The 24,038-nt window shown below is 73.4% G+C and carries 9 protein-coding genes and 1 pseudogene; 9 read left to right on the top strand and 1 reads right to left on the bottom strand.

Translation table 11 applies throughout. From position 1 onward, the window contains the following. Positions 1-87: 87 nt before the first annotated feature. Positions 88-4,047 (bottom strand): type VII secretion protein EccCa, encoded by a 3,960-nt coding sequence (gene eccCa, locus ACWD3O_RS29375; RefSeq protein ID WP_451418005.1) that lies wholly within the window; start codon positions 4,045-4,047, stop codon positions 88-90. 234 nt (positions 4,048-4,281) lie between these two features. On the opposite strand from eccCa, the gene eccD reads away from it, so the two are divergent. The 9 genes and pseudogenes from eccD to ACWD3O_RS29420 form a co-directional block, all read left to right on the top strand. Further along, positions 4,282-5,688 (top strand): type VII secretion integral membrane protein EccD, encoded by a 1,407-nt coding sequence (gene eccD, locus ACWD3O_RS29380; RefSeq protein WP_451418000.1) that lies wholly within the window; start codon positions 4,282-4,284, stop codon positions 5,686-5,688. Positions 5,689-5,698: 10 nt separating this feature from the next. Next, a complete protein-coding gene (gene eccB, locus ACWD3O_RS29385; protein WP_451418001.1) occupies positions 5,699-7,237 on the top strand; it encodes a type VII secretion protein EccB in 1,539 nt (512 codons plus the stop codon). A gap of 217 nt (positions 7,238-7,454) precedes the next feature. After that, complete coding sequence (locus tag ACWD3O_RS29390; protein ID WP_451412203.1) at positions 7,455-7,790, top strand: hypothetical protein; 336 nt, start codon at positions 7,455-7,457, stop codon at positions 7,788-7,790. Positions 7,791-7,875: 85 nt separating this feature from the next. Continuing rightward, positions 7,876-8,196 (top strand): WXG100 family type VII secretion target, encoded by a 321-nt coding sequence (locus tag ACWD3O_RS29395; RefSeq protein ID WP_280868926.1) that lies wholly within the window; start codon positions 7,876-7,878, stop codon positions 8,194-8,196. 104 nt (positions 8,197-8,300) lie between these two features. Continuing rightward, the gene (locus tag ACWD3O_RS29400) at positions 8,301-8,774 is read left to right on the top strand and encodes a type VII secretion system-associated protein (RefSeq protein WP_451412202.1); all 474 of its coding nucleotides are present in this window, start codon (positions 8,301-8,303) and stop codon (positions 8,772-8,774) included. Positions 8,775-8,850: 76 nt separating this feature from the next. Further along, positions 8,851-12,216, top strand: a complete 3,366-nt coding sequence (locus ACWD3O_RS29405; protein WP_451418002.1) for an AAWKG family protein — start codon at positions 8,851-8,853, stop codon at positions 12,214-12,216. A gap of 28 nt (positions 12,217-12,244) precedes the next feature. Beyond that, positions 12,245-12,718, top strand: a complete 474-nt coding sequence (locus tag ACWD3O_RS29410; protein ID WP_451418003.1) for a YbaB/EbfC family nucleoid-associated protein — start codon at positions 12,245-12,247, stop codon at positions 12,716-12,718. After that, on the top strand, positions 12,715-13,092 hold the full coding sequence (locus tag ACWD3O_RS29415) for a hypothetical protein (RefSeq protein ID WP_451412199.1): 378 nt from the start codon (positions 12,715-12,717) through the stop codon (positions 13,090-13,092). Before ACWD3O_RS29410 ends, ACWD3O_RS29415 begins: the two co-directional genes overlap by 4 nt. Positions 13,093-13,230: 138 nt before the next feature. After that, a pseudogene (locus ACWD3O_RS29420) lies at positions 13,231-24,038 on the top strand (hypothetical protein); the annotation flags it as partial.

Here is a 24,038-nt window from a genome sequence, read left to right on the forward strand (position 1 = left end):
CGCCGGCAGCCCCCGACGAAGGTGTACGCCGTGCCGCCCGGCGCGGGTTGCCCGGCGAGGGCGGCGGCACGGCGCCGTCGTGTGCTGTCAGTTCCCCTGGTCGCCCAGGTACGCCGTCTGCACCTGGACCGTCTTCCGGCGGGCGATCCGGGTGGCGCGGCCCGGGGGCAGCAGGCGGCCCTTGGCGTTGCCGACGACGTACCCCTCGGAGGGCGGGCAGGACAGCAGCAGCGTCGGGGTGTTGACCTCCTGGAGCCTTCGCATCAGGTGGTCGCCCATGGCGCGTCCCGCGCCCGTGGCCGCGCGGGCGACCACCATGTGCAGACCGACTTCCCAGCCCAGCGCCAGCTGGTCGAGGAGCGGGTCGAAGGGGGCGTTCATCGGCCCGGAGCCGAGCATGTCGTAGTCGTCGACGAGGACGAACAGGCGCGGTCCGTTCCACCAGTCGGCCAGCCGCATCCGGCCCGGGGCGATGTCGGGGCCCGGCACCCGGGCCTTCACCGCCCGTGCCGCCCCGTCCACCAGGTCGCGCAGGGCGTCGATGGAGACGGCGTGGCCCAGCCGGTACTCGTCGGGGACCGCCTCGACCAGCTCGCGACGGTAGTCCACGACCATGATGCGGGCCTCGGCCGGCGAGTACCGCCGCATGATCGCCTGGGCGGTCAGCCGCAGCAGGTTGGTCTTGCCGCTCTCGGTGTCGCCGATCACGACCATGTGCGGGCTCTCCGCGAAGTCGTGCCAGACGGTGGTGAGTTCGTTCTCCTCCAGACCCAGCGGCACCCGGAAGTCGCCCTCCGGCGCGGGCAGCTCGGACACCGGCAGCTCGGTGGGCAGCATCCGCACCCGGGGCGCCGACGGGCCCGTCCAGCTCTCGGCGACCGCGCTCACCAGTCCGGCGACGCCCTCGCCCAGGTCGTCGGCCTGCTCGACGCCGTCGATGCGGGGCAGCGCCGTGAGGTAGTGCAGCTTGCCCTCCCGGGTCAGGCCGCGGCCGGGGACCCGGGGGACCGTCGCGGCCCGCCGCATGTCGATCTCGGAGTCCATGGGGTCACCCATGCGCAGCTCCAGGTGCGTGCCTGCCTGGTCGCGCACGGCCGACGGCAGCTCCACCCAGCGCGCCGTGGTGACGATCAGGTGGACGCCGTAGTTCAGGCCCCGGGCCGCGATCGCCCCGAAGGTGGAGATCTGCCGGTCGTAGTCCTGGCGGACCGTGGACCACCCGTCGATGACGAGGAAGACGTCGCCGTGCTCCAGGTCGGCGAACTCCCCGGCGGCCCGGCGCCGCCGGAAGGTGGCCATGGAGTCGATGCCCTGCTCCAGGAAGAACTTCTCCCGGGCCGCGAGCAGCGCGTTCACCTCCGCGATGGTCCGGCTCACCCGCTCGGAGTCCAGCCGGGCCGCGACGCCGCTCATGTGCGGGAGCCCGTCGAGAGCGGCCAGTGTGCCGCCGCCGAAGTCCAGGCAGTAGAACTGGACCTCCCGCGGGGTGTGGGTGAGGGCGAGGGCCGTCAGGATGGTCCGCACCATGGTGCTCTTGCCGCTCTGCGGGCCGCCCGCGATCGCGATGTGCCCGCCGACGCCGGACAGGTCGACGGTCAGCAGGTCCCGCATCTGGTCGAACGGCCGGTCCACGATGCCGATGGGCACCTTCAGCCGGCCGCGGCCGGGCCAGCCCACCGTGGTGAGGCCCAGTTCCGGGTCGGGCGTGAGCGGCGGCAGCACCTGGTCGAGGGTGGCGGGCAGGTCCAGCGGCGGCAGCCACACCTGGTGCGCGGGCGGGCCGGCACCCAGCATCCTGTCGACGGCGACGGAGAGCAGCGTGTCCCCGGTCTCCTCGGCCTCCGGCTCCGGGTCCGGCAGCTCGGGCATCGCGCGCGGTACGACGTAGCCGCTCGTCCACGGCACGGTGTGGCCGGCGGCGCGGGCCTGGCCGGCGCTGCCGCGGCGTTGCCGGTAGGCGCCGGAGACGTAGGCGGCCCGGAACCGGGTCAGGGCCTCGACGCCCGACTTGAGGTAGCCGCTGCCCGGAGCCGACGGGAGTTCGTAGGCGTCCGGCACGCCGAGGACACCGCGGCTCTCCATCGCGGAGAAGGTGCGCAGGCCGATCCGGTAGGACAGGTGGCTCTCCAGCTGGTGCATGCGGCCCTCGTCGAGGCGCTGCGAGGCGAGCAGGAGGTGCACGCCGAGGCTTCGGCCGAGTCGGCCGATCATCACGAAGAGCTCCATGAACTCCCGGTGCGCCGCGAGCAGTTCGCTGAACTCGTCGACGACCACGAACAGGCTGGGCAGCGGTGCCAGCGGGGCACCGGCGGCGCGCGCCTTCTCGTACTCCAGGGCGGAGGTGTAGTTGCCCGCGGCGCGCAGCAGTTCCTGGCGGCGGATCAGCTCGCCGTGCAGGGCGTCCTGCATGCGGGAGACCAGGGCGGCCTCGTCGGCGAGGTTGGTGATGACGGCCGAGACGTGCGGGAGCTCGTCCAGGCCGAGGAAGGTGGCGCCGCCCTTGAAGTCGACGAGGACGAAGTTGAGCGTCTCGGAGGAGTTGGTGAGCGCCAGCGCCAGGACCAGGGTGCGCAGCAGCTCGCTCTTGCCGGAGCCGGTGGCGCCGATCAGCATGCCGTGCGGGCCGGTGCCGCCCTGGGCGGACTCCTTGATGTCGAGCTCCACCGGCTGGCCGTCGACGCCCACCGCGATGGGCACGCGCAGCCGGCCGGGGCCGGTGCCGCGCTGCCACAGGGTCTGCGGGTCGTGGCCGTACAGGTCCTGGATGCCGAGCAGGGTGGTCAGTTCGACCTCGGTGGCCAGCGGCTCGGAGGCGTCCGTGCCCATGCCCATCCGGTAGGGCGAGATCCGCTTGGCCAGGGCGGCCGCGCCGCGCGGGCCGAAGGAGTCGGGCCGCCCGAGGTAGGTGGTCTGTTCCTTGCGGTCGCGGTCGGTGCGTACCAGGCGGACGGCGTCGCCGTCCACGTCGAGGCGGAGGGTGACCCGGCCGGGACGCCACGTCAGGGCGCCGGTGAGGTCCAGGACGACGGTGTTGCGCAGCCCGGGGCCGTCGAGGCGGTGGCCGCCGGGGACCGTGCCGCCGTCGACGACGATCACGGTGAAGGGCTCCTCGCGGCCGGGGACCGCGTCGGGGTCGAACGGCGGGCGTTCCAGGAACTCGGCGCCCAGCAGGTCCTCCAGCTCGTTGAAGGCGGACCCGGTCATGCGGGCGGGCCCGGCGCCGTCGTTCTCCTGCGGGTGCAGGTGGTGCGGCAGCCACTTGGCCCACTCCCAGTCGGCGCGCCGCTCGTCGGACACGCACAGCGCGATCCACACGTCGTCCGGGGAGTGGAACGCGGCCAGCTGCGCGACGACCGCCCGCGCCAGCGCGCGGATGCGGTCCTCGTCGCCGCGGAACAGGATCCGGGCCCAGGCCCGCAGGTAGACGGCGATGGGCTGGTCGGGGACGGTGTTGTAGGCGCGGATGAAGCTGCGCAGCGCGTGGGCGGAGAGCGGTTCCAGGTCCTCGACGGGGGTGGTGGCCGTCGGGTTGAGGCGCAGGCCGAGCTTCTGGTCGCCCACCGCCACCCGGATCTCGCCGAAGTCCTGGTCCTGCGGGCGGCGTTCCCACAGCCGGCTCGACCCGACCAGGGACCACAGCGCGGACGGTTCGGGATGGCGCCAGGCCAGGGCGCGTTGCTGGTCCATCACCGCGGTCCGCACCTTGCGGCGGGTCTGGGTGAGGTAGCGCAGGTAGTCCCGGCGCTCGCCCTTGAGGCGCTGCTTGCGCTCGCTGTTACGGCGCATCACCTGGCCGAGCATCATGGCCGCGGAGGAGATGACCATCAGGCCGAGGGCGAGGTAGATGAAGCCGCTGCCGCGGCCGCCCATGCCGGGCCGCATGAACATCAGCATCATCGACACCGACATGAGCGCCATCGGCAGATAGGTCCACACGGCGGACGAGTCGGGGACCACCTCGGGGAGCGTGGGCGGCTCCTGCAGGGTCAGTTCTCCGTCCGGCATCTCGGGGCCGCGTCTGCGGGCGGGCCGGCGGAACAGAACCACACTCACCGTACGGGTCTCCTTACGGAGCGGCCGCCGGGCCGACGGTGCGCGCTCACGGGTGGGGGACTGATGCTGCTGGAACCTCTGATGCTCCGGGGGCGGGGTCACCCCGAAGAGATGTTTGATACTACGATCACGCCAGCTGACCACCAACCAGCAACCCCCCCACTCCGCACGCCCGTTGTATGTCCGTCGGCATGCGACGGCGAACCCCGGAAGGCGTGAGCCAGACCGATGAGTGACAACCAGGTGGCTGGTCTGTGCCGCCTGACCGTACGCGCCCCCGCCCGCACGATCGACCTGGCCGTTCCCGCCGATGTGCCGGTCGCCGACCTGCTGCCCGCCGTGCTCGGCTACGCCGGGGACGATCTGGAGGAAGCCGGCATCGAGCACGGCGGCTGGGTGCTGCAGCGCCTGGGCGGCGAACCGATGGACGAGGAGCGCACCCTCGACTCCTTCGAGCTGCGCGACGGCGAGACCGTCTTCCTGCGGCCCCGTGTCGAGGCGCTTCCCGAGGTGCATCTGGACGACCTGGTCGACGGCATCTCCACCACCCTGCGCGACCGCCCCTACGGCTGGACCCCGTGGGCGGGCCGGGCCCTGCTGCGAGGTCTGACCATGGCGGCGCTCGCCGTCGGCCTGGTGGTCCTCGCCCTGCCCGGCGGCCCCGGCTCCGGCTCCGTCCGGGCGCTGTGCGCCGCGGCCGCCGCGCTGCTGCTCCTGGCGGGCGCCGCCGCGGCCAGCCGGGCGGTCGGCGACGGCGGGGCCGGCGCGGTCCTGGGGCTGATGGTCACCCCGTATCTCGCCCTGGCGGGCTGGCTGCTGCCGGGCGGTGACATCACCGGCCCGCACGGTGCGCAGATGCTGGGCGCCCGTCTGCTCGCCGCGTCCGCGGCCGGGGCCGGCGGGGCGGTGCTCTCGCTCGCCGCGGTGGCCGCGTACGCCGCCCTGTTCCTCGCCCCGGCCGTGATCGCCGCGTTCGGGGTGCTGGCCGGCGCCCTGATGCTGGCCGCCGGTCTCGCCGCTCACGAAGTGGCCGGCGTCGTCGCGCTGGGCGCCGTGCTCCTGGGCGCCTTCGTGCCCGGCCTCTCCTTCCGGATGGCCGGGCTGCGCATGCCTCCGCTGCCGACCAACGCCCAGCAGCTGCAGGAGGGCATCGAGCCGCATCCCACCGCGGTCGTCGCCTCCCGGTCGGTGCTGGCAGACGGCTGGATGAGTTCGCTGTACGGGGCGGTCGGCGTGGTCTGCGCGGGCTGCCTGACCGTCCTGGCGCATCGCGACGGGCTGGCCGAGGTGTTCACCTCGCTGGCGCTGGCGCTGCTGCTCCTCCTGCACGCCAGGGGGCTGGGCAACGTCTGGCAGCGGCTGTCCCTGACGCTGCCCGGTGCCTGGGCGCTGATCCTGCTGGTGTTCTCGCAGGCACTGGGCTCCGGCTCCCTCGGGCGGCTGCTGACCGTGGTGGGCATGCTCGCCGTGACCGCCGCCCTCGCCATCGCGTCCTGGACCGTGCCCGGCCGGCGGCTCGTGCCGTACTGGGGCCGCGGGGCGGAACTGCTGCACTCGGCGGCGGCGATCGCCCTGCTGCCGCTGGTGCTGTGGGTGCTCGGTGTCTACGGGGCCCTGCGGTCCCTCAACGGCTGAGGAGAGCACGGTGCAGAACAGGCGTGATCAGGTACAGGCGCACATGTTCGTCATGGGGCGCCTCACCACCGCCATGCTGCGCGGTGACCCGGACGCCCCGGAGAGCCCGCAGGGCAGGACCAACCGCGGGGTCGTGATCGGTGTGGTGGTCGCCGTGCTGGTGTCGGCGGGCGCCTTCGTGCTGGGCCTGCTGAAGCCCGGCGTGAAGGACTCCTGGAAGGAGGCGGGCACCGTCGTCGTCGACAAGGACACCGGCTCCCGTTACCTCTACCTGGACGGCCGGCTGCGGCCGGTGCGCAACTACGCCTCGGCCCGCCTGCTGGCGGGCGCCGACATGAAGGTCGTCTCGGTCGGTTCCGGCTCCCTGGCGGGTGTTCCGCACGGGGCGCCGGTGGGCATCGTCGGGGCGCCCGACGCGCTGCCCGCCTCCGACGACCTGGACACCGGCCCGTGGCAGGTGTGTTCCGGCACCGCTAACGGCACCGCCGCCACGGTCCTCGCCGTGGGCGCGCCCGCCGCCGGCGGACTGGGCGCCGGCCAGGCGCTGGTGGTGACCGGCCCGGACGAGGCCGACTACCTGGTGTGGCGGGGCATCCGGCTGCGTCTGGACGACGAGCGCGGCGCCTCGCGCTCCCTCGGGTACGACACCACCGCGCGGGTGGAAGTCTCGGCGGCGTTCCTCAACTCCCTGCCCGCGGGCCCGGACCTGTCCCCGCCGGACGTGCCGGACCGCGGCGGCCGGGGCCCCGAGCTCGGTGGCCGCGAGACCCGGATCGGGCAGGTCTTCCGGGTCACCGCGCCCGGTTCGGACGCCCGCTACTACCTGCTGCGCGAGGAGGGGCTCGTCCCTCTGACCGCGACCGGCGCGGCCCTGGTGCTCGGCGACCCGGAGACCCGCGAGAAGGCGTACGGCGGGCAGGCTCCGACCGCGGTGGAACTGGGCCCGGACGCCCTGGACGGCCGTACGGCCGACGCCGCGGACCCGGACCTCACCGACCTGCCCGCCGCACCGCCGACGGCGGTGCGGCTGGAGCCGGGGCAGACGGCCTGCGCGCGGATCGAGAGCGGCGGTTCCGGTACCCGGGTCAGCGTCGCCCTGTCCTCGCCGTCCGCGCTGGGCCCGGCCGCGCAGCCCGCGCCGGAAGGGCTGAGCCCCGCCTGCGTGCCCGTCGACCGGATCACCGTCCGGGCCGGCGGCGGCGCGCTGGTGCACGCCCTGGGCGCCGGAGGCGGCGCCGTCGGCGACACGGTCTACCTCGTGACCGACAGCGGCATGAAGTACCGGGTCGCCGACGACAAGGCCCTGGCGGCGCTCGGGTACGGCAGCGGACAGGCGCGGGGGCTCCCCTCACCGCTGCTGGCCATGCTGCCGACCGGCCCCGACCTGAGTCCGGCGGCGGCCGTGACCGGACGCGCCAGGACGACGGCCGCTCCCTGCGCCTCCTCGTCCGACACCGCCTCGCGGGGCGACGCGGGGAACGGCGGAGCCGACGGGTCGCGGGCGTCGGGGGACGCCGCGGCCCCGGACCGGCCGGCTCGGGAAAATTGACGTGGCCGTCATGTGACGCTTCCTCAAATCCTGCTCAGAGATTGGGAGTCGTCGACCCGACGCACCAGGACGCCCGGTCTCCTTTCGCTATGGTCTGATCAACTGTTCTACGTTCGAGTTCAGTTGCCCCGGTCGAGCGGACACCGCCGTCCGCGGCCGGCCGCGGGCACGGCCGGCCGCCGGGGCCAGGCGGCGCGATCATCAGGAGGTGCGGTACATGGCAGGCTTCCAGCAGTCGGAGGAGCAGGCGACCCGGAACGGCATTCAGGCTCTCGAGTCGGCCTTCACCGGCGTGCAGAACTGCAGGCAGGACGTCGAGAACATGAAGTTCAACCTCGCCTCCGGGCTGAAGGGCTCGGACGGCAAGGCCTTCCAGGACCTGCTCAAGCTCTGGGACGACCAGGCCGAGATCATCTCCAGGAACGTCCGGGAAATGGTGGACACCCTCAACGAGACCCTCCGGGTCCAGGGCCTGACCCAGGGGTCCAACAACGAGGCCATCAACAACTCGTACACCCAGTCGCAGGCCGTCTTCGACGCGCTGAGCGGCTGACACCGGAGCGCGTCCCCGCGCCGGGCCGGGGCACCGCCCCTCCCTCCCCTTCCCTCCGTAACTGTTGCGAGACGAGGCCCTCACGATGAGCGACTTCACCGACGGACACATCTACGTCGACTACCGGCACATGTCGAACGCGGCCGACGACATGGTCCAGCAGACCCGGGCGATCGCCAGCATCCTGGTCAACCTGGACGCCGAACTCCAGGCGCTCAAGGCGACCTGGGAAGGTGACGACCGCGAGGTCTACAACGACAAGCAGACCGCCTGGAACAACGCCGTCCAGGCGATGCAGGACCTCCTGGAGAACCACTCCCACCTGCTGACCGAGGTCTCCGGGAACTACCAGTACAGCGAGAAGTCCCTGACCCAGCTGTGGAGCGAGGTCCGCGTCGGCCGCTGAGCCGGCCCGGCCCGTACCCCCGTCACCGGAGGGCGGCCCCCGGCACCTCAGGGCGGGCCGCCCGTCCGGTTCCCCGACAGTGACAGTCCCGGCAGGAGAAGGACATGGCGGACGACGGCACGACGGTCAATCTCGACAAGGCCTGGTTGGAGAACTTCCTCAACCACGACATCCTCAACTTCCGCGACGCGCTGAAGAAGATCACCCAGGACGGGCTCTCCACGACCGGCGAGGTCATCCCGTCGCTGGAGAACCTGAGCGCGAGGGGCAAGGTGACCGACGACTGGCCGATCGAGGCGACCCGGCCACTGATGATCGGTTACATGGCCGACAACGAGACGGTGAACGGCGCCGCGCTCGTCGAGGCGGTCACCAACCTCATCAAGGAACTCGTGCCCATCCTGGAGAACCAGGTGCAGCTCTTCGACGACATCGACGACAACCTGCGCACCAGCATCGAGGAACTGTTCGACACCCAGGGCGCGAACCTCGCCAGGATCGACGGCGACAAGCTGCTCGACATCTTCGAGGACGTCGACGACACCCTGGGCGAGGCCGGCGGCGACGAGGACGACTAGGCCTCCCTCGACGCGGCAATCCCCGCGCAGCCCTGGAACTCCACCTACGCCCCACCCCCCTCGACGGAGTCAGACCGTGGCAGAAGACGAAGTACCGGAAGAGCACGTCAGGGCGCTCGACGCAGACAACGACTCCTGGCAGAAGGCGGCGTACTGGTTCACCGGGTACGACGCGCCCCACCGGGACACGCTCTTCGAGTCCCTCATGGGCAACGACGGCATCCCGCAGATGAAGGTGGAGCTCACCCGGCAGAGACACGTCGACTACGTCGACCCCAACGACTTCAACTGGCGTGTCGAGAACGCGGGTTACCGCATCGAGAACACCGACTTCGTCATCCCCTTCTACACGACGGGCGGGGACGACGCGTCCGCGGGCGACCAGGTCTCGATGTACAAGGCCCGCATCACCATGCTGGGCAACAAGGGTGACGACGGCCCGTCGGGCGGTGTGGTGGAGGGCGGGGAGTTCAAGAGCCAGTACGACAACCACCTCGGTCTGAGCGGTGACAAGGCGACCTGGTCGACCGAGAAGCTGACCCAGTACGCCTACGGGACGGGGCGCGCGATGGAGGCGCTGCTCTACAACGAGAACGGCACGGTCGGTTTCGGCTGGAACAACAAGAACGTGCTGGACGCGGGGGCCGTCTCGCTGAAGTCCTTCGACACGGCGGCCGCCGCCTTCGACCGGGTCGCCCAGTTCTTCTCCACCCAGGAGAAGGTCGTCGCGGAGTGGCAGCGCCGGGTGGGCACCGAGCAGGACGACGCCTGGCGCGGCCAGGCCGCCGGCGTCTTCTGGACCCTGATCGACACCATCAACCGGCAGTACAAGGGCTTCGCCGACGACATGGGCGCCGCCAACGGTCTCTCCAAGCAGGGCAACATCCTGCGCGAGGCCCGCGGCGCGTTCCGTGACGCCGTGGTCGAGCTGCACCGTTCCTGGATGACCTGGGTCACCCAGCACAGCAACCCGCTGATCGCGCTGAACAAGCTGCTCGTGGACATCACCGACCACGTGTGGGAGAACAACATCAAGCAGATCACCTACAAGGTGAACAGCACCGGTGGTCTGTACACGACGAGTTACTACACCACGTACCACGCCAAGGCGGGCTTCGACCAGACGGCCACCCGGCACGGCAAGAGCGACAACTTCGGTCCGCTGGACGAGCTGAGCACCTGGAAGGCCGTGGGGGAACGGGCCGTCCAGCACTGGCAGGCGTACGTCATCAGGGACCTCGTGGAGCCGGCCGAGGCGGCCCTCAAGGCGATCCACAACAGCTGGAGTCCCACCACCATCGACCTCGGTTCGGTCAAGGTTCGCGGTGAGAGCGACCTCACCAGCTCCTACAAGGAGGACCTGGCCGAGAAGCAGGCGGACGACGCCAAGAAGGCGGCGGAGGAGGCCCAGCGCAAGCAGGACGAGTTCATGCAGTGGCAGAAGGACCAGGCCGCCGAGGCCAAGGCCGAGCAGGAACGCAAGGAGAAGGAGGCCGAGGAGAAGGCGGCCGCCGCCAAGGCGGAGCAGGAGCGCAAGGAAGCCGAGGCCAAGGCGGAGCAGGAGCGCAAGGAGGCGGAGGCCAAGGCCGAGCAGGAGCGCAAGGAGAAGGAGGCGGAGCAGAAGCAGGCCGAGGCGGAGGCCAAGGCGGAGCAGAAGGAGAAGGAGGCCGAGCAGAAGCAGGCGGAGAAGGAGGCGGAGGCCGAGCGGAAGCAGGCCGAGGCCGAGGCCAAGGCGGAACAGAAGGAGAAGGAGGCCGAGCAGAAGCAGGCGGAGAAGGAGGCGGAGGCCGAGGCCAAGCAGGCCGAGGCGGAGGCCAGGGCCGAGCAGGTGCGGGCCGAGCAGGAGGCCAAGCAGGAGGAGGCCCAGAAGAAGCAGGAGGAGGCCCAGGCCCGCGCGGAGCAGATGCAGCTGAGCCAGTTCAACATGGCGCGCGCCGACCAGGAGAAGGCCCGCCAGGAGCAGGAGCGGAAGCAGGCCGAGGCCGAGGCGGAGGCGGACGCGAAGGAGGCGGAGGCCGAGGCCGAGCAGGCGGAGAAGGAGGCGGAGGCCGAGCGGAAGCAGGCCGAGGCCGAGGCGAAGCAGGAGCAGAAGGAGAAGGAGGCCGAGCAGAAGCAGGCCGAGGCCGAGGCCAAGGCCGAGGAGCAGATGCGGCAGCAGGAGGAGGAGCAGAACAGGCTCCGGACCGAGCAGGAACTGCGCCAGGAACAGCTGCTGACCGAGCAGGAGAAGCAGGAGGCCGAGCGGCAGGCCCGGCAGGAGGAGGCGCAGCAGCGGCAGGAGGAGGCCTACCAGCAGGCCCAGGCCGCCTACGAGAGGCAGTCCGAGGGACTGCTCAATCCGGGCGGCGGCCTCCCCGGCTCCGGCGGCGACCTGAATCCGGGCGGCGTCTCGCTCGGCTCCGGCGACCTGAACCTCGGTGACCTGGGCTCCCTGCGTCCGGACGGGCTCGGCTCGAACCCGTACTCCGAGGACGGCACGCTGACCAACCCGGGGGGCAGCAGGACCACCCTCGACGACAGCGGCCGGCTCGTCACGGAGTACCCGGACGGCAGCAAGGTGCAGATCGACCCCGACAACCGTACGGCGACGGTCACCCGGCCGGACGGCACGGTGGAGACCGGCCCCCTCAACATCGGCGACCTGCTGCCCCACCCCGACGGCAGCACCACCCACCTGGACCGGAACGGCGACATCGTCACCGAGCACCCGGACGGCACGGTCACGAGGGTCGACCCGGACACCGGCATCGGCACCACCACCCGCCCGGACGGCACCGTCACCACCGGCAACCTCAACGGCTCCCTCGGCGACCTGCCCTCCCTCTCCGGCACCGGTTCGTCGCTGCCGTCCTCCTCCACCTCGCCCTCCTACGCCCCACCCTCCTTCACCTCGCCCTCCTACGACTTCGGCTCCTACGAGGAGGAGTTGTACGACGAGTCCCCCTACGAGTCGCCGTACGCCTCCCCCTCGACGCCCGCGATGACCGCGGCGCAGCGCGAGGCGGAGACCGGCACTCCGCTCAACACCGGCTCGCTGCCCGGCGGCCTCGGCATGAGCGGCATGGGGGGCATGCCGATGGGCGGCATGCCGATGGGCGGTATGCCGATGGGCGGCGCGGGTGCCGGCAACCAGTCGGAGTCGGAGCGTGTCCGCAACGTCATCGACAGCGGGCAGCCGCTGAACAGCCGGGGCGGCCGTCCCGGAGCGGGCCCCGCGGCACGCTCCGTCCAGGAGGAGAACGACGTGCGGGTGTCCCCGGCCCGCGCCTCCGCCGCGACCACCAGCGGCAGCCCGTTCCTGCCCATGGGCGGTACCCCCGGCGGCCCCGGAGGCCAGCCGCAGACCCAGAGCGGCGACCGGGCGCGGGAGGTCTGGGCGCAGGACGACGACGACGTCTGGGGCACCGACGAGGGCGGCGCACCCGCCGTCATCGGCCGATGAACAGCACAGCACAGCGAAGGACGACCCCGTGACCGAACCGATCGAGCAGCGCATCGCCAAGGCGATGGCCGAACTGGAGTCCGTGCAGGCCGCCGTGGCGCGGGCCGAGGAACGGCTCTCCCACGCCTCCGCGAGCGTGCGCTCCCGGGACCGGGCCGTCGAGGTGACGGTCGGTCCGGCCGGAGAGCTGACCGGACTGAAGTTCCTGGACAACAAGTACCGCTCGATGAACGCCACCCAGCTGGCCGCCTCCGTGATGGAGGCGGTCGGGCGGGGCCGCGCGCAGATGGCCCGTGAGGTGATGGCCACCTTCGCCCCGCTGGCCGAGCCCAGCGCCGACGTCCCGGAGCTGCGCGGCGTCGACATCGACTGGAACCGCATCTTCGGGTCGGCGCTGAGCGCGGAGACCGACGGGAACGGCCGGCGCGGCGGAAGCCGGCTGCACGACGAGATCGACGAGGACGCCGACGACGGCACGACCCGCGGAAGGGGCCGATCATGAGCGACGCGTACGAGGCGAATACCGCCGCTCTCCGGAACAGCATCGAGCGGATGAAACAACTTCCGCTCCTCGCACGCCAGTTGGGGCAGGACTTCCTCAGCCAGGAGCGGACCTACACGGAGTGGCCCGGCTGGACGGACGACTTCGCCCGCGAGGTCCGCCCCGTCTACGAGCGCAACAACGCCTACTGCCTGGACACCAGCAACAGCCTGTTCGAGGCGTTGGACGGTCTGGTCTCCGCGACGCTCGCGAACCTGGAGAACATCGAGCGGACCCGGTCCGACTCGAGCGAGCGCATCCGCGAGCACCGGCGCAAGACCGAGGAGGCCCTCGGCGGCGGCGAAACCGGTGACGGGCCCGGCGGGCGTCACTGACACGAAGAGGTGGTGTCCCCGGCCGGGGCGGCGGTGTCCGACACGGACCGCGGCCCCGGCCGGGGAGCACGGCGGCGGGCGTCGACAGGTCCCCACGGACAGGCCCGTGGCCGACGGTTCAAGGTGAGCGGAGTTTCGGTGCAGGAGATCAACTTTCCTGAGGACGTCAGGAAGATGCTCTGGATCCTCATCGGCGAGATGCCGTTGCAGGCCAGGGAGAACCTCGCCTACGCCAGCCAGGAGCTGTACCAGGACTTCGGCCGCGGCATCCGCAGGCTGAACGAGGAGATCCGGCGTTCGATCTCCGAGGCCTCCACCTCCCTGCCCAAGGACGTCGGCGCCCAGTACGTCCGCGGTCTGTCGATGCTGACCGACGACGGCGGCGTCAACCACCTCGACCGCATGATCGACCAGCTCGACGAGATCGCCCGCGGCCAGGTCGACCACTCGATCAAGATCCAGGCGGCGAAGTGGGAGATCATCGCCGAGATCGTCATGCTCCTCATCGAGCTGGCCCTGCTGGCGGCGCTGGCGGCGATCACCGGTGGCACCTCCCTCTCCCAGATGGCGCTGGCCCGGGCTCGCAGCAGGCTGGCCGTGCTGCTCATCGTCCAGCGCCTGCTGCGGATGTCGCACCTCGCGCCGGCACTCACCGAGGCGATGTCGGAGGCGCTGCAGACCCTGGCGGTGCGGCTCGCGCAGATCGTCCTGAACTCCGGTGACCGCAAGCCCGACGGGATCGACTGGAAGGACGTCGGCAAGGCGGCGGCGTTCGGCGCGGTCGTCGGCGCGCTCGGATCGGTCCTGGAGTTCGGCGGCAATCACCTGAAGAACTGGTTCAAGAACTCCTTCGACGACTTCGACAGCTTCGTCAAGAACCACCCCAACTGGAACATCACCCTGAACGGGGCCGGTGAGCTGGGCGGGGCGTTCGTCGTCGGCGCGGTCAGCGAGTCGGTCGGTGAGTACCTCATCCAGGGTGCCTTCGAGGGCGACTGGGACTTCAAGTGGGAGACGTTCGTCGGCTCCGGCACCAGCTCGGTGTTCGACGTGATCGCCGGCGGTGCCGCGGCGGGCGGCGCCCTGTGGCTGCACCACAAGTTCAACGCCGACACCGACTTCGGCGACGTCAACGACACCTCGCTGCTCGGCATCGGCGGAGGCGGAGGCGACGGGGGACCGAGCGGCTCGACCGTCCCCGGTCCGGGACCGGCCCCGGCGCCCGTGCCCTCGCCGCTGCCCACGACCACCAGCACCACCACCCCCGACACCACCGTCGTCCCGCCGCCGGTGACCACCGTCCCGCCGCCGGTGACCACCGTGCCGCCGACGGTGGTGTCCACCCCGCTGACGGACCTCCCGGCCCCGGTGTCCGCCTCCACGCCGCCGGTTCACGACGACGGCCACGACAGCGCCTCGGAGGTGTCGTCCCTGGACGACACGTCGCCGTCCGACTTCTCCGACACCGACTCGGTCTCCTCCGACACCACGTACGGATCGACGTCCGTCCCGCGCACCCCCGTCGGCTTCGATCCGGCGGGGGCGTCCTCGCCGCTCACCGCCAAGGGCCTCCTCCCCTCGACCGCCTCCCTCGGTGACTTCGACGGTGACACCGCACGGGGCACCGACGGCATCGTGACGGACCTCCTCGGCACCGGGACCGGCGACGGCACGGACTCCACGGCCGGCCCGACGGGCGTGACCGCTCCCGGCACCCCCGCGCCGCACACGGGCACCGGCACCGGCCTCGGCGCTCCGTCGGCCGGCCCGCGCGTGGTGCCGGAGAGCACCGGGCGGACCGGCGACCCGACGCCCGAGGCCACGGAGGTCCCGGCGGGCCGGGACACCGACGACCCCCTCACGCACTCCCCCTCGGTCCACGGCGACGACACCGGCACGGGTGTGCCGCGCGGCAGCGGCGCCGGTACCCGGGCGCAGGGCGGCGCCGAGGACGGCACGTCCCTGTCCGGCCTCCCCGGGCAGGACCCGTCCGGGGAGCAGTCGGAGCACGGGCCGGCCGACGTGCTGCCCCCCGCGCCCCGTACGACGACGTCCGCGGCCACCCCCGACGCGCAGGGTGAACGGCGCATCGCCGCGGAGGACGACGCGACCGGCCTGGACACCGACGCACGCCCGGACATCCACGACGCCCTCCACGACGCGCCGTCCTCGGCCGCGCCGGTCACGGCGACCGGTACCGACACCTCGCTGTCCGGGGCCGCCCCCGCACCGGCGCCGCCGACCGGCGGTCCCGGCTTCGAGGCGGCACGGTCCGCCGCGCCCGCGGTGACCCGTTCGCACGTCTGGGTCGACCCGGTCTCCACGCCCCCCGACCCCGCACGGCCCGGCCAGACGACGCAGTACACCGTCCGGTCGCACTTCGACGCGCGCCGCTTCGAGTACGACGGCCGGTGGATCACCGACCTCACCGTGCGGGTCGCCGCCGCCCCGGACGGCCTGCCCGCCGACGTCTGGGACAAGGTGCGCTCCGGGGTCGAGACGTACTTCAACGCCCCGGAGCACCACCTGGCCGACGGCGACCTGCTGCACGTCACCGTCGAGCAGGTGCCGCCCGGCACGCACCCCGGCACGCTCGACGTCGAGTTCGTCGGCCGCGACCGGCAGATGACGCGGACCGCCTGGTGGGCGGACGCCGACCCCGTCGACTACGCCCATGAGATCGCCCACCAGCTCGGTCTCCGGGACGAGGCGCGGGCCGGTGACCCGGCCGCGCCCCAGCGCCCCGACATCCCCGGCAGCCTGCTGGGCGACTACACCCGGACCGCCACGGACGGACTGGCCCAGGGCGGCCTGCGCGGCCGCCACCTCGCGCTGCTCTCCGCCCTCGTCGGCGACCTCACGCCGACGTCCCCGGAGCGCCCCGCCGCCGCGCCCATCGGGCGACGCCCGGTGACGGCCGCCGACGTCCACCTGGGGGTCGAGCCGCACGCGCCCCGGCAGCCGCGGACCGTGTCGACGAACCCGTCGGAGACGGTTCCGCCGCCCGGCACGACGTCCGGCACCGGCACCCACACCGAACCGGGCGCCGACGAGACCCCGGCCCCGGTCCCGGCCGACGAGATTCCGACCCCGGTCCCGCCCCCGGCGACGCCCCTCGCCACCGTGTCCGGTCCCGCGTCCACGCCCGGCTCCACGTCCTCCGTCGTGCCGGAGTCCTCCGGGACGGCATCGCACCCGGCCTCCGACGCCACCTCCGACACCGTCACCCTCACCGGGTCGAAGTCCGTGCCCGTGCCCGTGCCCCTGCCCGGATCCGGGCCCGTACCCGGGTCCGGGTCCGGCGACGACCGTGCCGAGCACGCCCTTCCGCACGGCGAGACCCCTCCCGCGCCGCTCGCCCCGGTCACCACCACCTCCAGCGGTTCCAGCGGCTCCGGCTCCTCCACGACCTCCGCCACCACCCGCGCACCTCGTGAGCGGCACTGGATCAACACCCACCTGGACCGCACCCGGCCGCCCCGGCTCGACCGCACCGCCACCGCTCCCGCCGCGCGGCGGGAGCCGGCACGGTTCGACGACGGCACCGTCATGCCCGCGTACATCGACGACCTCGCCTCGCTGCTGCCCGCCGTACCCGCCGGGCAGCTGGCCGAACTCCTCGCGGATCCGGTCACGTTCGGGCAGAGCGACGTGGCGCTGCGCGGCGTCCCGCAGATGCTCGCCGAGGTCGATTCCCTGCTGTCCGGCGACGCGTCGCTGCGCCCGCGGACCCCCGGCCGGGACACCCCGCCCGGCACCGGCCTGATGGCCGACCTCCGGATGACGCTCGCCCGCCGCCCCCGCACGCTGACGGGGGGCCGCGCGTTCCCGTACACCGCCGCCGACGGGCGGACCCGCGTGCTGCACGTCACCGCCCGGCACTACGGCAACTGGTCGCGGTTCGCCGACGACCACGGCGCCCCCAGCAAGATCGACACCATGGACCGGGCCACGCTGCAGGCCGGGCAGAGCAAGGGCGTGCAGTCCGTCACCCAGCTCGGTCTCGGCGGCCCCTTCCTGGGCCCGGCCTCCGCACTGGCGTTCGGCGGATTCGGGCGTCTGGCGCTGCGCGGCGGCCTCACCCGCAAGGTCGGCTACGGGCAGACCGACCAGGTCGTCAGCCAGACGGAGACCCGCACCCTCGACGGTTCGAAGGTCTACCTGGACGACGTGTTCCTGGAGCTGAGGGTGACCGACGCCGACGGCCGCGACGTGGGCGCGCCGACGCCCGCCGCGGACGGGACCGGTCCCGCTCCGGACCCCGCGCCGCAGCCCGTGACCCGCTCCTTCGCCGTGCGCGACGGTCTGATGGTGCGGCTGCCGGACAGCGCGGTCGAGCGGTCCGGGCCCGGCCGGATCCCCCGCACCCTCGCGCTCGACCACGGCTCCCAGTACCGCCTGGTGCGCACGGAGGGCTTCGGCCCGGTCTCCCGGATCCGCGACTGGGCGGCCGGTGAGATCGGCGCCAGGCCCGGCAGCACCGCCTACCAGGAGCTGGACACCTTCTTCTCCAGCGACTCCTTCCAGCGGCACGCCCGCTTCCTGGCCCAGGGACGGCTCGCCACCGCGCCCCTGTTCGCGGACGACCGCAAGCGGACTCCTCTCGGCTTCTTCGTCGTCGAGCGGGTCGTTCCGGAGCAGGCCCGGCTCATCGGCGAGACCTCCCAGGCCGAACTGCGCGACATCAACTCCTCCGTGGTCCGCAACGACCGTGGTCTCGGCCGGGGCGTCCACTTCGGCGTGGACGGCGTCGTCGGCCCCGCGTTCAACTTCCTCGACCTGGGCAACGGCACCCTCAACCTGCGCCTGCAGTTCGGCCCGGCGTTCCGGTACCTGTTCGCGGTGTCCCAAACCGCGGCCCTCGGCGGGTTCGGCGCCCTGAGGACGTCCGGGCAGGTCAAGGGCGACCCCACCGGTCTGTACCTGGTGAAGAAGACGGTCCACGTCCGCCGCGGCGGCAGCGGCGCCCCCGCGCGGCGCTTCCAGACCTGGAGCGTGGACCGGATGACGCGCACGGAGGCGCGCCGGCTCGCCGGCTGGGACGACGGGACCACGCTGCGGCAGCGGCACGGTCTGCCCGAGCCGTTCGCGCCCGCCCATCTGACCGTCGACCACCCGGTGACCCTCGGCATGCACCGCGTCGAGGAGTTGGCGCACGCCGACGGCCGGCGCACCGACGGCGCCGACGGCGCCGACGACCAGGGCCTCACCCTGCCGGACTCCTTCGCCGACGCGGTCCTGGCCGCCGTCGCCGAGGCGTACCCCGGACTCGTCGCCCCCCTGGACCAGCTCGCCCCGCCCGCCTCCTCCGGGGTCCTGGCCCGCGCCCGGTCCCTGCTGACACCGGCGGCGGCCCGCGCCGCGGGGCACCGGTGGAGCGACGCCGACGCCTACCGGACGGCGGTCGGCAACACCCTGGAGATCCTCACCGCACTCTCCCACCAGAGCCTGTCCGGCAGCATGGAGGCGCTGATCAGCACGGGCGTCCGGATCCGGCTCGTCGAACCGGGCACCCTCGGGCAGGGCCACCGCTACATCTGGGTGCACGGCGACCTGACCAACCGCCGTTACGAGGGCCGGCAGACCGACCTGAAGCTGCGCCACAGCGCGCCCGGCGGCCAGCGTCTGGACGGCCAGGAGAGCCGCAAGCGCGCCCTGGCCGGCGGCGTGGACCTCCAGCTCGCCTTCCGCGACCCGGACACCCTCACCAGCGGCGCCGTGGGCGTCCCCGACAACGCGGGTGTGCTGAGCCTGGGCTGGCGTTCCGGGGTGCAGCACGACGACGAGACCGGCTTCGGCCTCAACGCCACCAACGAGCCGATGTCGGTGAGCACCGGGCCGTCCCACCTCTACCGCTACGACCTGGCGCTCTCCGTCACCCACGGCGGGTACTGGCGCTTCCGCGGCCTGCTGCGGGGCGTGGCCTCCCTGGGGCTGCTGGGCACCGGGCCGTTCGTCTTCAGCCGCCCGCAGGACCTCCTGATCGGCACCACCTCCGGGGGCACCGCCGTGCGCGGCGGTCCGCGGACCGGCCAGGTGCTGATCAGCGTCCCCGACCAGCACACCCCGGCCGTGGACCCGCACCGCCCCGGCGCCGCCAACCCGTACCTGTCCCTGCGGGGCCCGCTGGAGGCCGTCCCCATGCCCCGCGACCGGGCCTTCGCGCTCGCCTCCGGCGACCTGACCCGGCCCGAGGGCCGGGCGGGCGGGCGGGGCGACCGGCTCTTCCAGGACCTGCAGAGGCATCCGTTCCTCACCATCGGTGTCGTCGTGCCCCCGGCGCTCGTCGACGCCGTCGCCGACGTGGTGCGCGGCGCCTCCGGCGGCGCCTGGCAGCTGACCGAGGAGGGCGCGCCCGCCCGCGAGGCGGTCATGCGCGCCTTCCAGCCGCAGTTCGCCACCGCCAACTTCGACCAGAGCTCCGGCGCGCTCGGCCTGGGCATCGCCGGTCTGATGGCGAAGCCCCCGTACGCCACCCTGTGGGCGACGTTCCGGCACTACACCGCCGTCACCGACGTGCGGGCCCTGACGGGCGCGATCGCGATGGACACCGAGACGGTGCTCGGCAGCGGCAGCCAGGCCGCCGGGAAGCTCGGCAGGAGCAGCGTCCACTCGTTCGGCGGCCAGCTCACCTACACCCGGCCGCACGGCTCCGGGCCCGGCCCGGTGGGCACCTACGGCATCGTGGCCAACCCCTGGTCGGAGAGTTCCCAGCGGAACCTGTCCGTCAGCCGCAGCGTCGTCGCCGACCTGAACCTCAAGGGCTTCGGCCACCAGGTGCTGGTCACCGGGACCGTGGAGCACTGGGCGGCGATGACGTCGAGCCTGCTCGGCACCGCCGCCGCCGACCGGTCCTTCATACCGGCCGGCCTCGCGGGATCCGCGGGCTCCGTCGTCCAGGTGCCCGGTGGCTGGCTGGCCCACGTCCCGGAGAAGAGCGCCCACCGGCTCGGGCTGATCGACGACGGGCTGGGCAACGTGCCCCGCTACACCCGCGACGGCTGGTCCCCGCAGCCCTGGCTGCGCGGCAACTCCTTCGGCACCTACCCGGTCAACCCGCTCGACCCGACCACGGTGCTCGCCGCCTTCCAGGAGCAGGTCGCCCGGCTCGGACTGGACCACAACGCCCGTGAGCAGATCCGGTTGGCGGTCACCTCCCGGGTGCTGCGCGCACTCGACCGGGAGCTGACCGGCTCCGGCGCCACCTCCCTCACCCGGTCGGGCGCCTGGGGCTGGGGCGGCGTCCGCGTCGGCAGCCGGCGCGCCCGGGTCCGCGTCGAACTGCTCCCCGGCACCCCGTCCTTCGAGATGCTCGACCACGGCGCCGAGATGGAGGAGAACCGGCGCGCCGTCGAGACCGTGCAGGAGGGCGCCGAGTTCAGCTCGGGCAGCGACGTCGGGGTGCTGGTCGGCGAGCAGGTGGGCACCGGCGACACCACCGCGGTCGCCTCCGGCCCCACCTGGACCGAGACCGGTTCCTCCCGCCGCGCCGTCTCCGCCGGGCACTCCGTCTCCAGCAGCACCACCTACCGGGCGGCGTCCACCGAACCGCACGCCGAGATCGCCACGCCGTACCGGCTGCGCCTCACCCTGGAGTTCGACGACGCGCCCGCCGACGGCACCCTGGGCACCGGCGCCGACGGCACCCCGGTGCGGGACGCCCTGCGGCGCTTCGGCGGCAGGCAGCGCGTCTCCGAGACCGGTGACATCGGCACCCTCGTCGAGTACGTCCCGCTCAGTCTCATGGCCCCCGACCCCGACGCCCAGGGCCCCGCCCCGGACCCCCGGCTCGCCCCGCCGGACCTCACCGTCACCGCCCGGCCCCGCTCCGGCCACCGCCCCGAGCTGCTCGGCCCGGACGTCCGGTACGGCGACGGCACCCTGCGGCCGTTCACCTTCCCGGAGAACGGCTTCCACGTCCGCCGCATCGTCGGACTCGACCACGTCCACGAGGCCAACGAGCGCGCCCTCGCCGAGGCGTTCGGCATCGACCTCACCGCCCTGGACGCGGACACCACCGCCGACGGCGACCGCGACCGGCTGCTGCACCGCACCCGCGCCACGTCTCTCACCCGGCCGGGCAGCGCCCCCGCGCAGGCGCTGGAGGACGGCACCACCAACACCGCCCTGTCCACGTTCTACGACCAGGCGCTGTCCCCCGTCGGCTACCGGGTGCCGGGGCTGACGCACCGCAACCCCGTCGGCACCGACTCCGCCCACCTCGCCCTGCACGCCAGGCCCGACTTCGGCGCCGCCGTACTGCTGAGCGTCGTCGACGGCCGGAAACTGGAGGTCCTGCGCGAGACGGCGGAAGGCGTGAGCACCTCGGTCTCGCAGGACAACACCCAGGACTCCGCCCTCGGCGGCGGTGTCATGGTCCGCACCGAGCCGACCGGAGTGAACCAGATCGGCGCGGCCGGCACCGGCCCGTACGCCAACGACTCCGACAGCACCCCCGTCGGTGAGGACCACCTGTCGTCCGTCAACGTCAAGCCGACGACGGGCCGCAGCTTCCTGTTCGCCGTCCCCACCGACTGGCTGAGCGTCGCCGAGGTGCGCCGCGGCATCAAGGACACCCGCGTCGGACGGTACCTCGCGGGCACGTTCGGCATACGGCGCCCCGGCCCCAAGGCGGTCGGCTCCCGCACCTACGCGCTGGCCTGGGTCCGCGAGGACGTCGCGCGAGAACTCGGACTGATCGACGACACCAGCTTCCCCGCCCGGGCCGCCCAGGCCTGGGACGCGGTCGGCACGGCGACCAAGGCGTGGACCGACGCCGACAAGGCCTACTGGAAGAAGCGCCGCACGGCCGTCCGCCTGCGCGAGGACCTCGACGCCGCCCGCGCCGGCCTGACGGACGCCCGGAGCACCGCCGACGCCGCGGCCCGCCGGCTGAGGCCCCTGCTGGACGCCGCCGACGCGGCGGACGTCGCCGTCCTGCGGGCCGAGGCCGACGCGCGCACGGCCCACACCACGGCGCGTGACCTGACGGGCGCCGCCGACCGCTTCGACACCACCCGCACCGCCCTGGACGACGCCCTGCGCGCCGCGGAGCAGGACCACGCCCGCGCCCAGGCCATGACCGACACCGCTCAGGACACCCTGACGAACCTCCGGGGCCTGGCGGAGCTGCCGGACCCCGAACTCGACGCGGACGCCGTCGACCTGGCCGAGGAGGAGCTGCGCACGGCGCTGGACGCGGCCGCCGCCCTGCGCGAGGCCGCGGACCTGCGGGCCGACTCCGCGCGGCGCGCCCACGAGACGGCCGTGGACCTGCTGGCCACCGCCGAGCGGAACGCCACGCCGGGGGTCTCGGACCTCGTCCCGGATCCCGTCCGCGCCCGGCGGACGGCGGCCGACCTCACCACGGCGGCGGACCTGCGGGTGGCCGAGGCCCGGTCGCGGCAGGCCGCCGCCGGCCGGCGGCTCACCGGACCGGCCCGTGCCGACGCCGACGCCCGTGCGGCACTCGAGGCGGCGACCGGCCGCCTCGACGCGGCGCAGGCGGCCTTCGACGCCCGCCGTGGCGAACTGGACGCCCTGCGCACCGCCGCGGAGGACGCCGCCACCGAGGTCCACCGGGTCCGGACGGCGGCCGACCGGCTCACCCGCTGGCACCGGCTGGCGGCCACCGAGGAGGGACGCGCCCGCCTCGGCGACCTGCCCGAGCCGCCCCCCGTCACGTACACGGCGCCGCCCGCGCCGTCCCCCGCGCGCCCCCGCACGCCCCTCCCCCGGTACACCCGGGACGCCGGCGGAACCCGCATCACCTCGCCCGACCAGGTGACGTACACCCTTCACAACGTGCCCCGGGACGGCGACGCCTTCTTCCACGCCCTCGCCGAGGGCCTGGCCAGAACGGCCCCCGACCTTCTCCTGCGGCACGGCATCGATCCGGCCGGTCCCGCGGTCCCGGCCGCGCTGCGCCGCCTGGTCGCCGCCCGGCTGACCGACCCGGCCGACGCCGACCTGCTCGCCGCCCTCGCCCCGGACGGCACCGACCGCTTCACCGCCGCCGAGATCGACGCCACCGGCCCCGTACCGGACCTCGCGCCCGGCACGCCGGGCCGCCGCGAGTTCGACGCCCTGGGCGTCGTGCCGCACTCCGTGCACCTGAGCGACCGTGCCCGGGCCGAGCTGGCGGTCGCCCAGCTCTCGCGCCCCGGCGACGCCGCGGACGAGGCCGGCTGGAACACCTCCGCCGCCGACCTGCTGCCCCTGCTGGCCGCGCGCACCTTCGGCGTGGACGTGACCGTCGTCCGCGACGACGGCACCTTCCTGGACTTCACACCGGGCGCCCCCGACGACCGTGACGGCTCCGACCGGCTCCGGGACCTCCTCGACGAGTCGGACGGATCACGCCCGCACATCGTCCTGAGCCTGGACGACCGGCACTACCGACTCGCCGTACCGGCCGGTGCGGCTGCGGAGTCCGACGGTGGCGTCGTGGTGCACGCGGCTCCGTCGGGCCGGCTGACGCCCGAGGTGACGGCGAGGCTGTACCGGGCGTACGCGGATCACCTGTTCGGGGCGGGTCAGGACGCGCAGGACTTCGCCAGCGTGTTCTACGCGTTCGTCGACGAGCAGGACGTGGTCACCCAGGAGCTGGCGCGGCACCGCGGACTGCGTCCGCAGATGGAACGCTTCCACGACGAACTGGCGGCCCTGCGGGCGGAGCGCGCGGCGGCGCCGACGCCGATCACGCGGGGGTCCGGGGAGCCGATGCGGCTGTACCGGAAGATGTCGCGGGGCGAGGCGGAGCAGATGCTGGCCGGGCCGGCGGTGTCGGGCATCGGCGCGGCGATGGCGTACAACCGCAGTGACCAGTACCGGAAGTACTTCACGTCGTCCCTGTCGCACACGAGTGTGTTCAGCAACGCGAACGCCGCCTCGGACGACGAGGTGGTCGTGGAGTTCACCCTGCCGTGGGACGGCTACTGGGCCTT

The organism is Streptomyces sp. NPDC002640 (genome assembly GCF_053592575.1).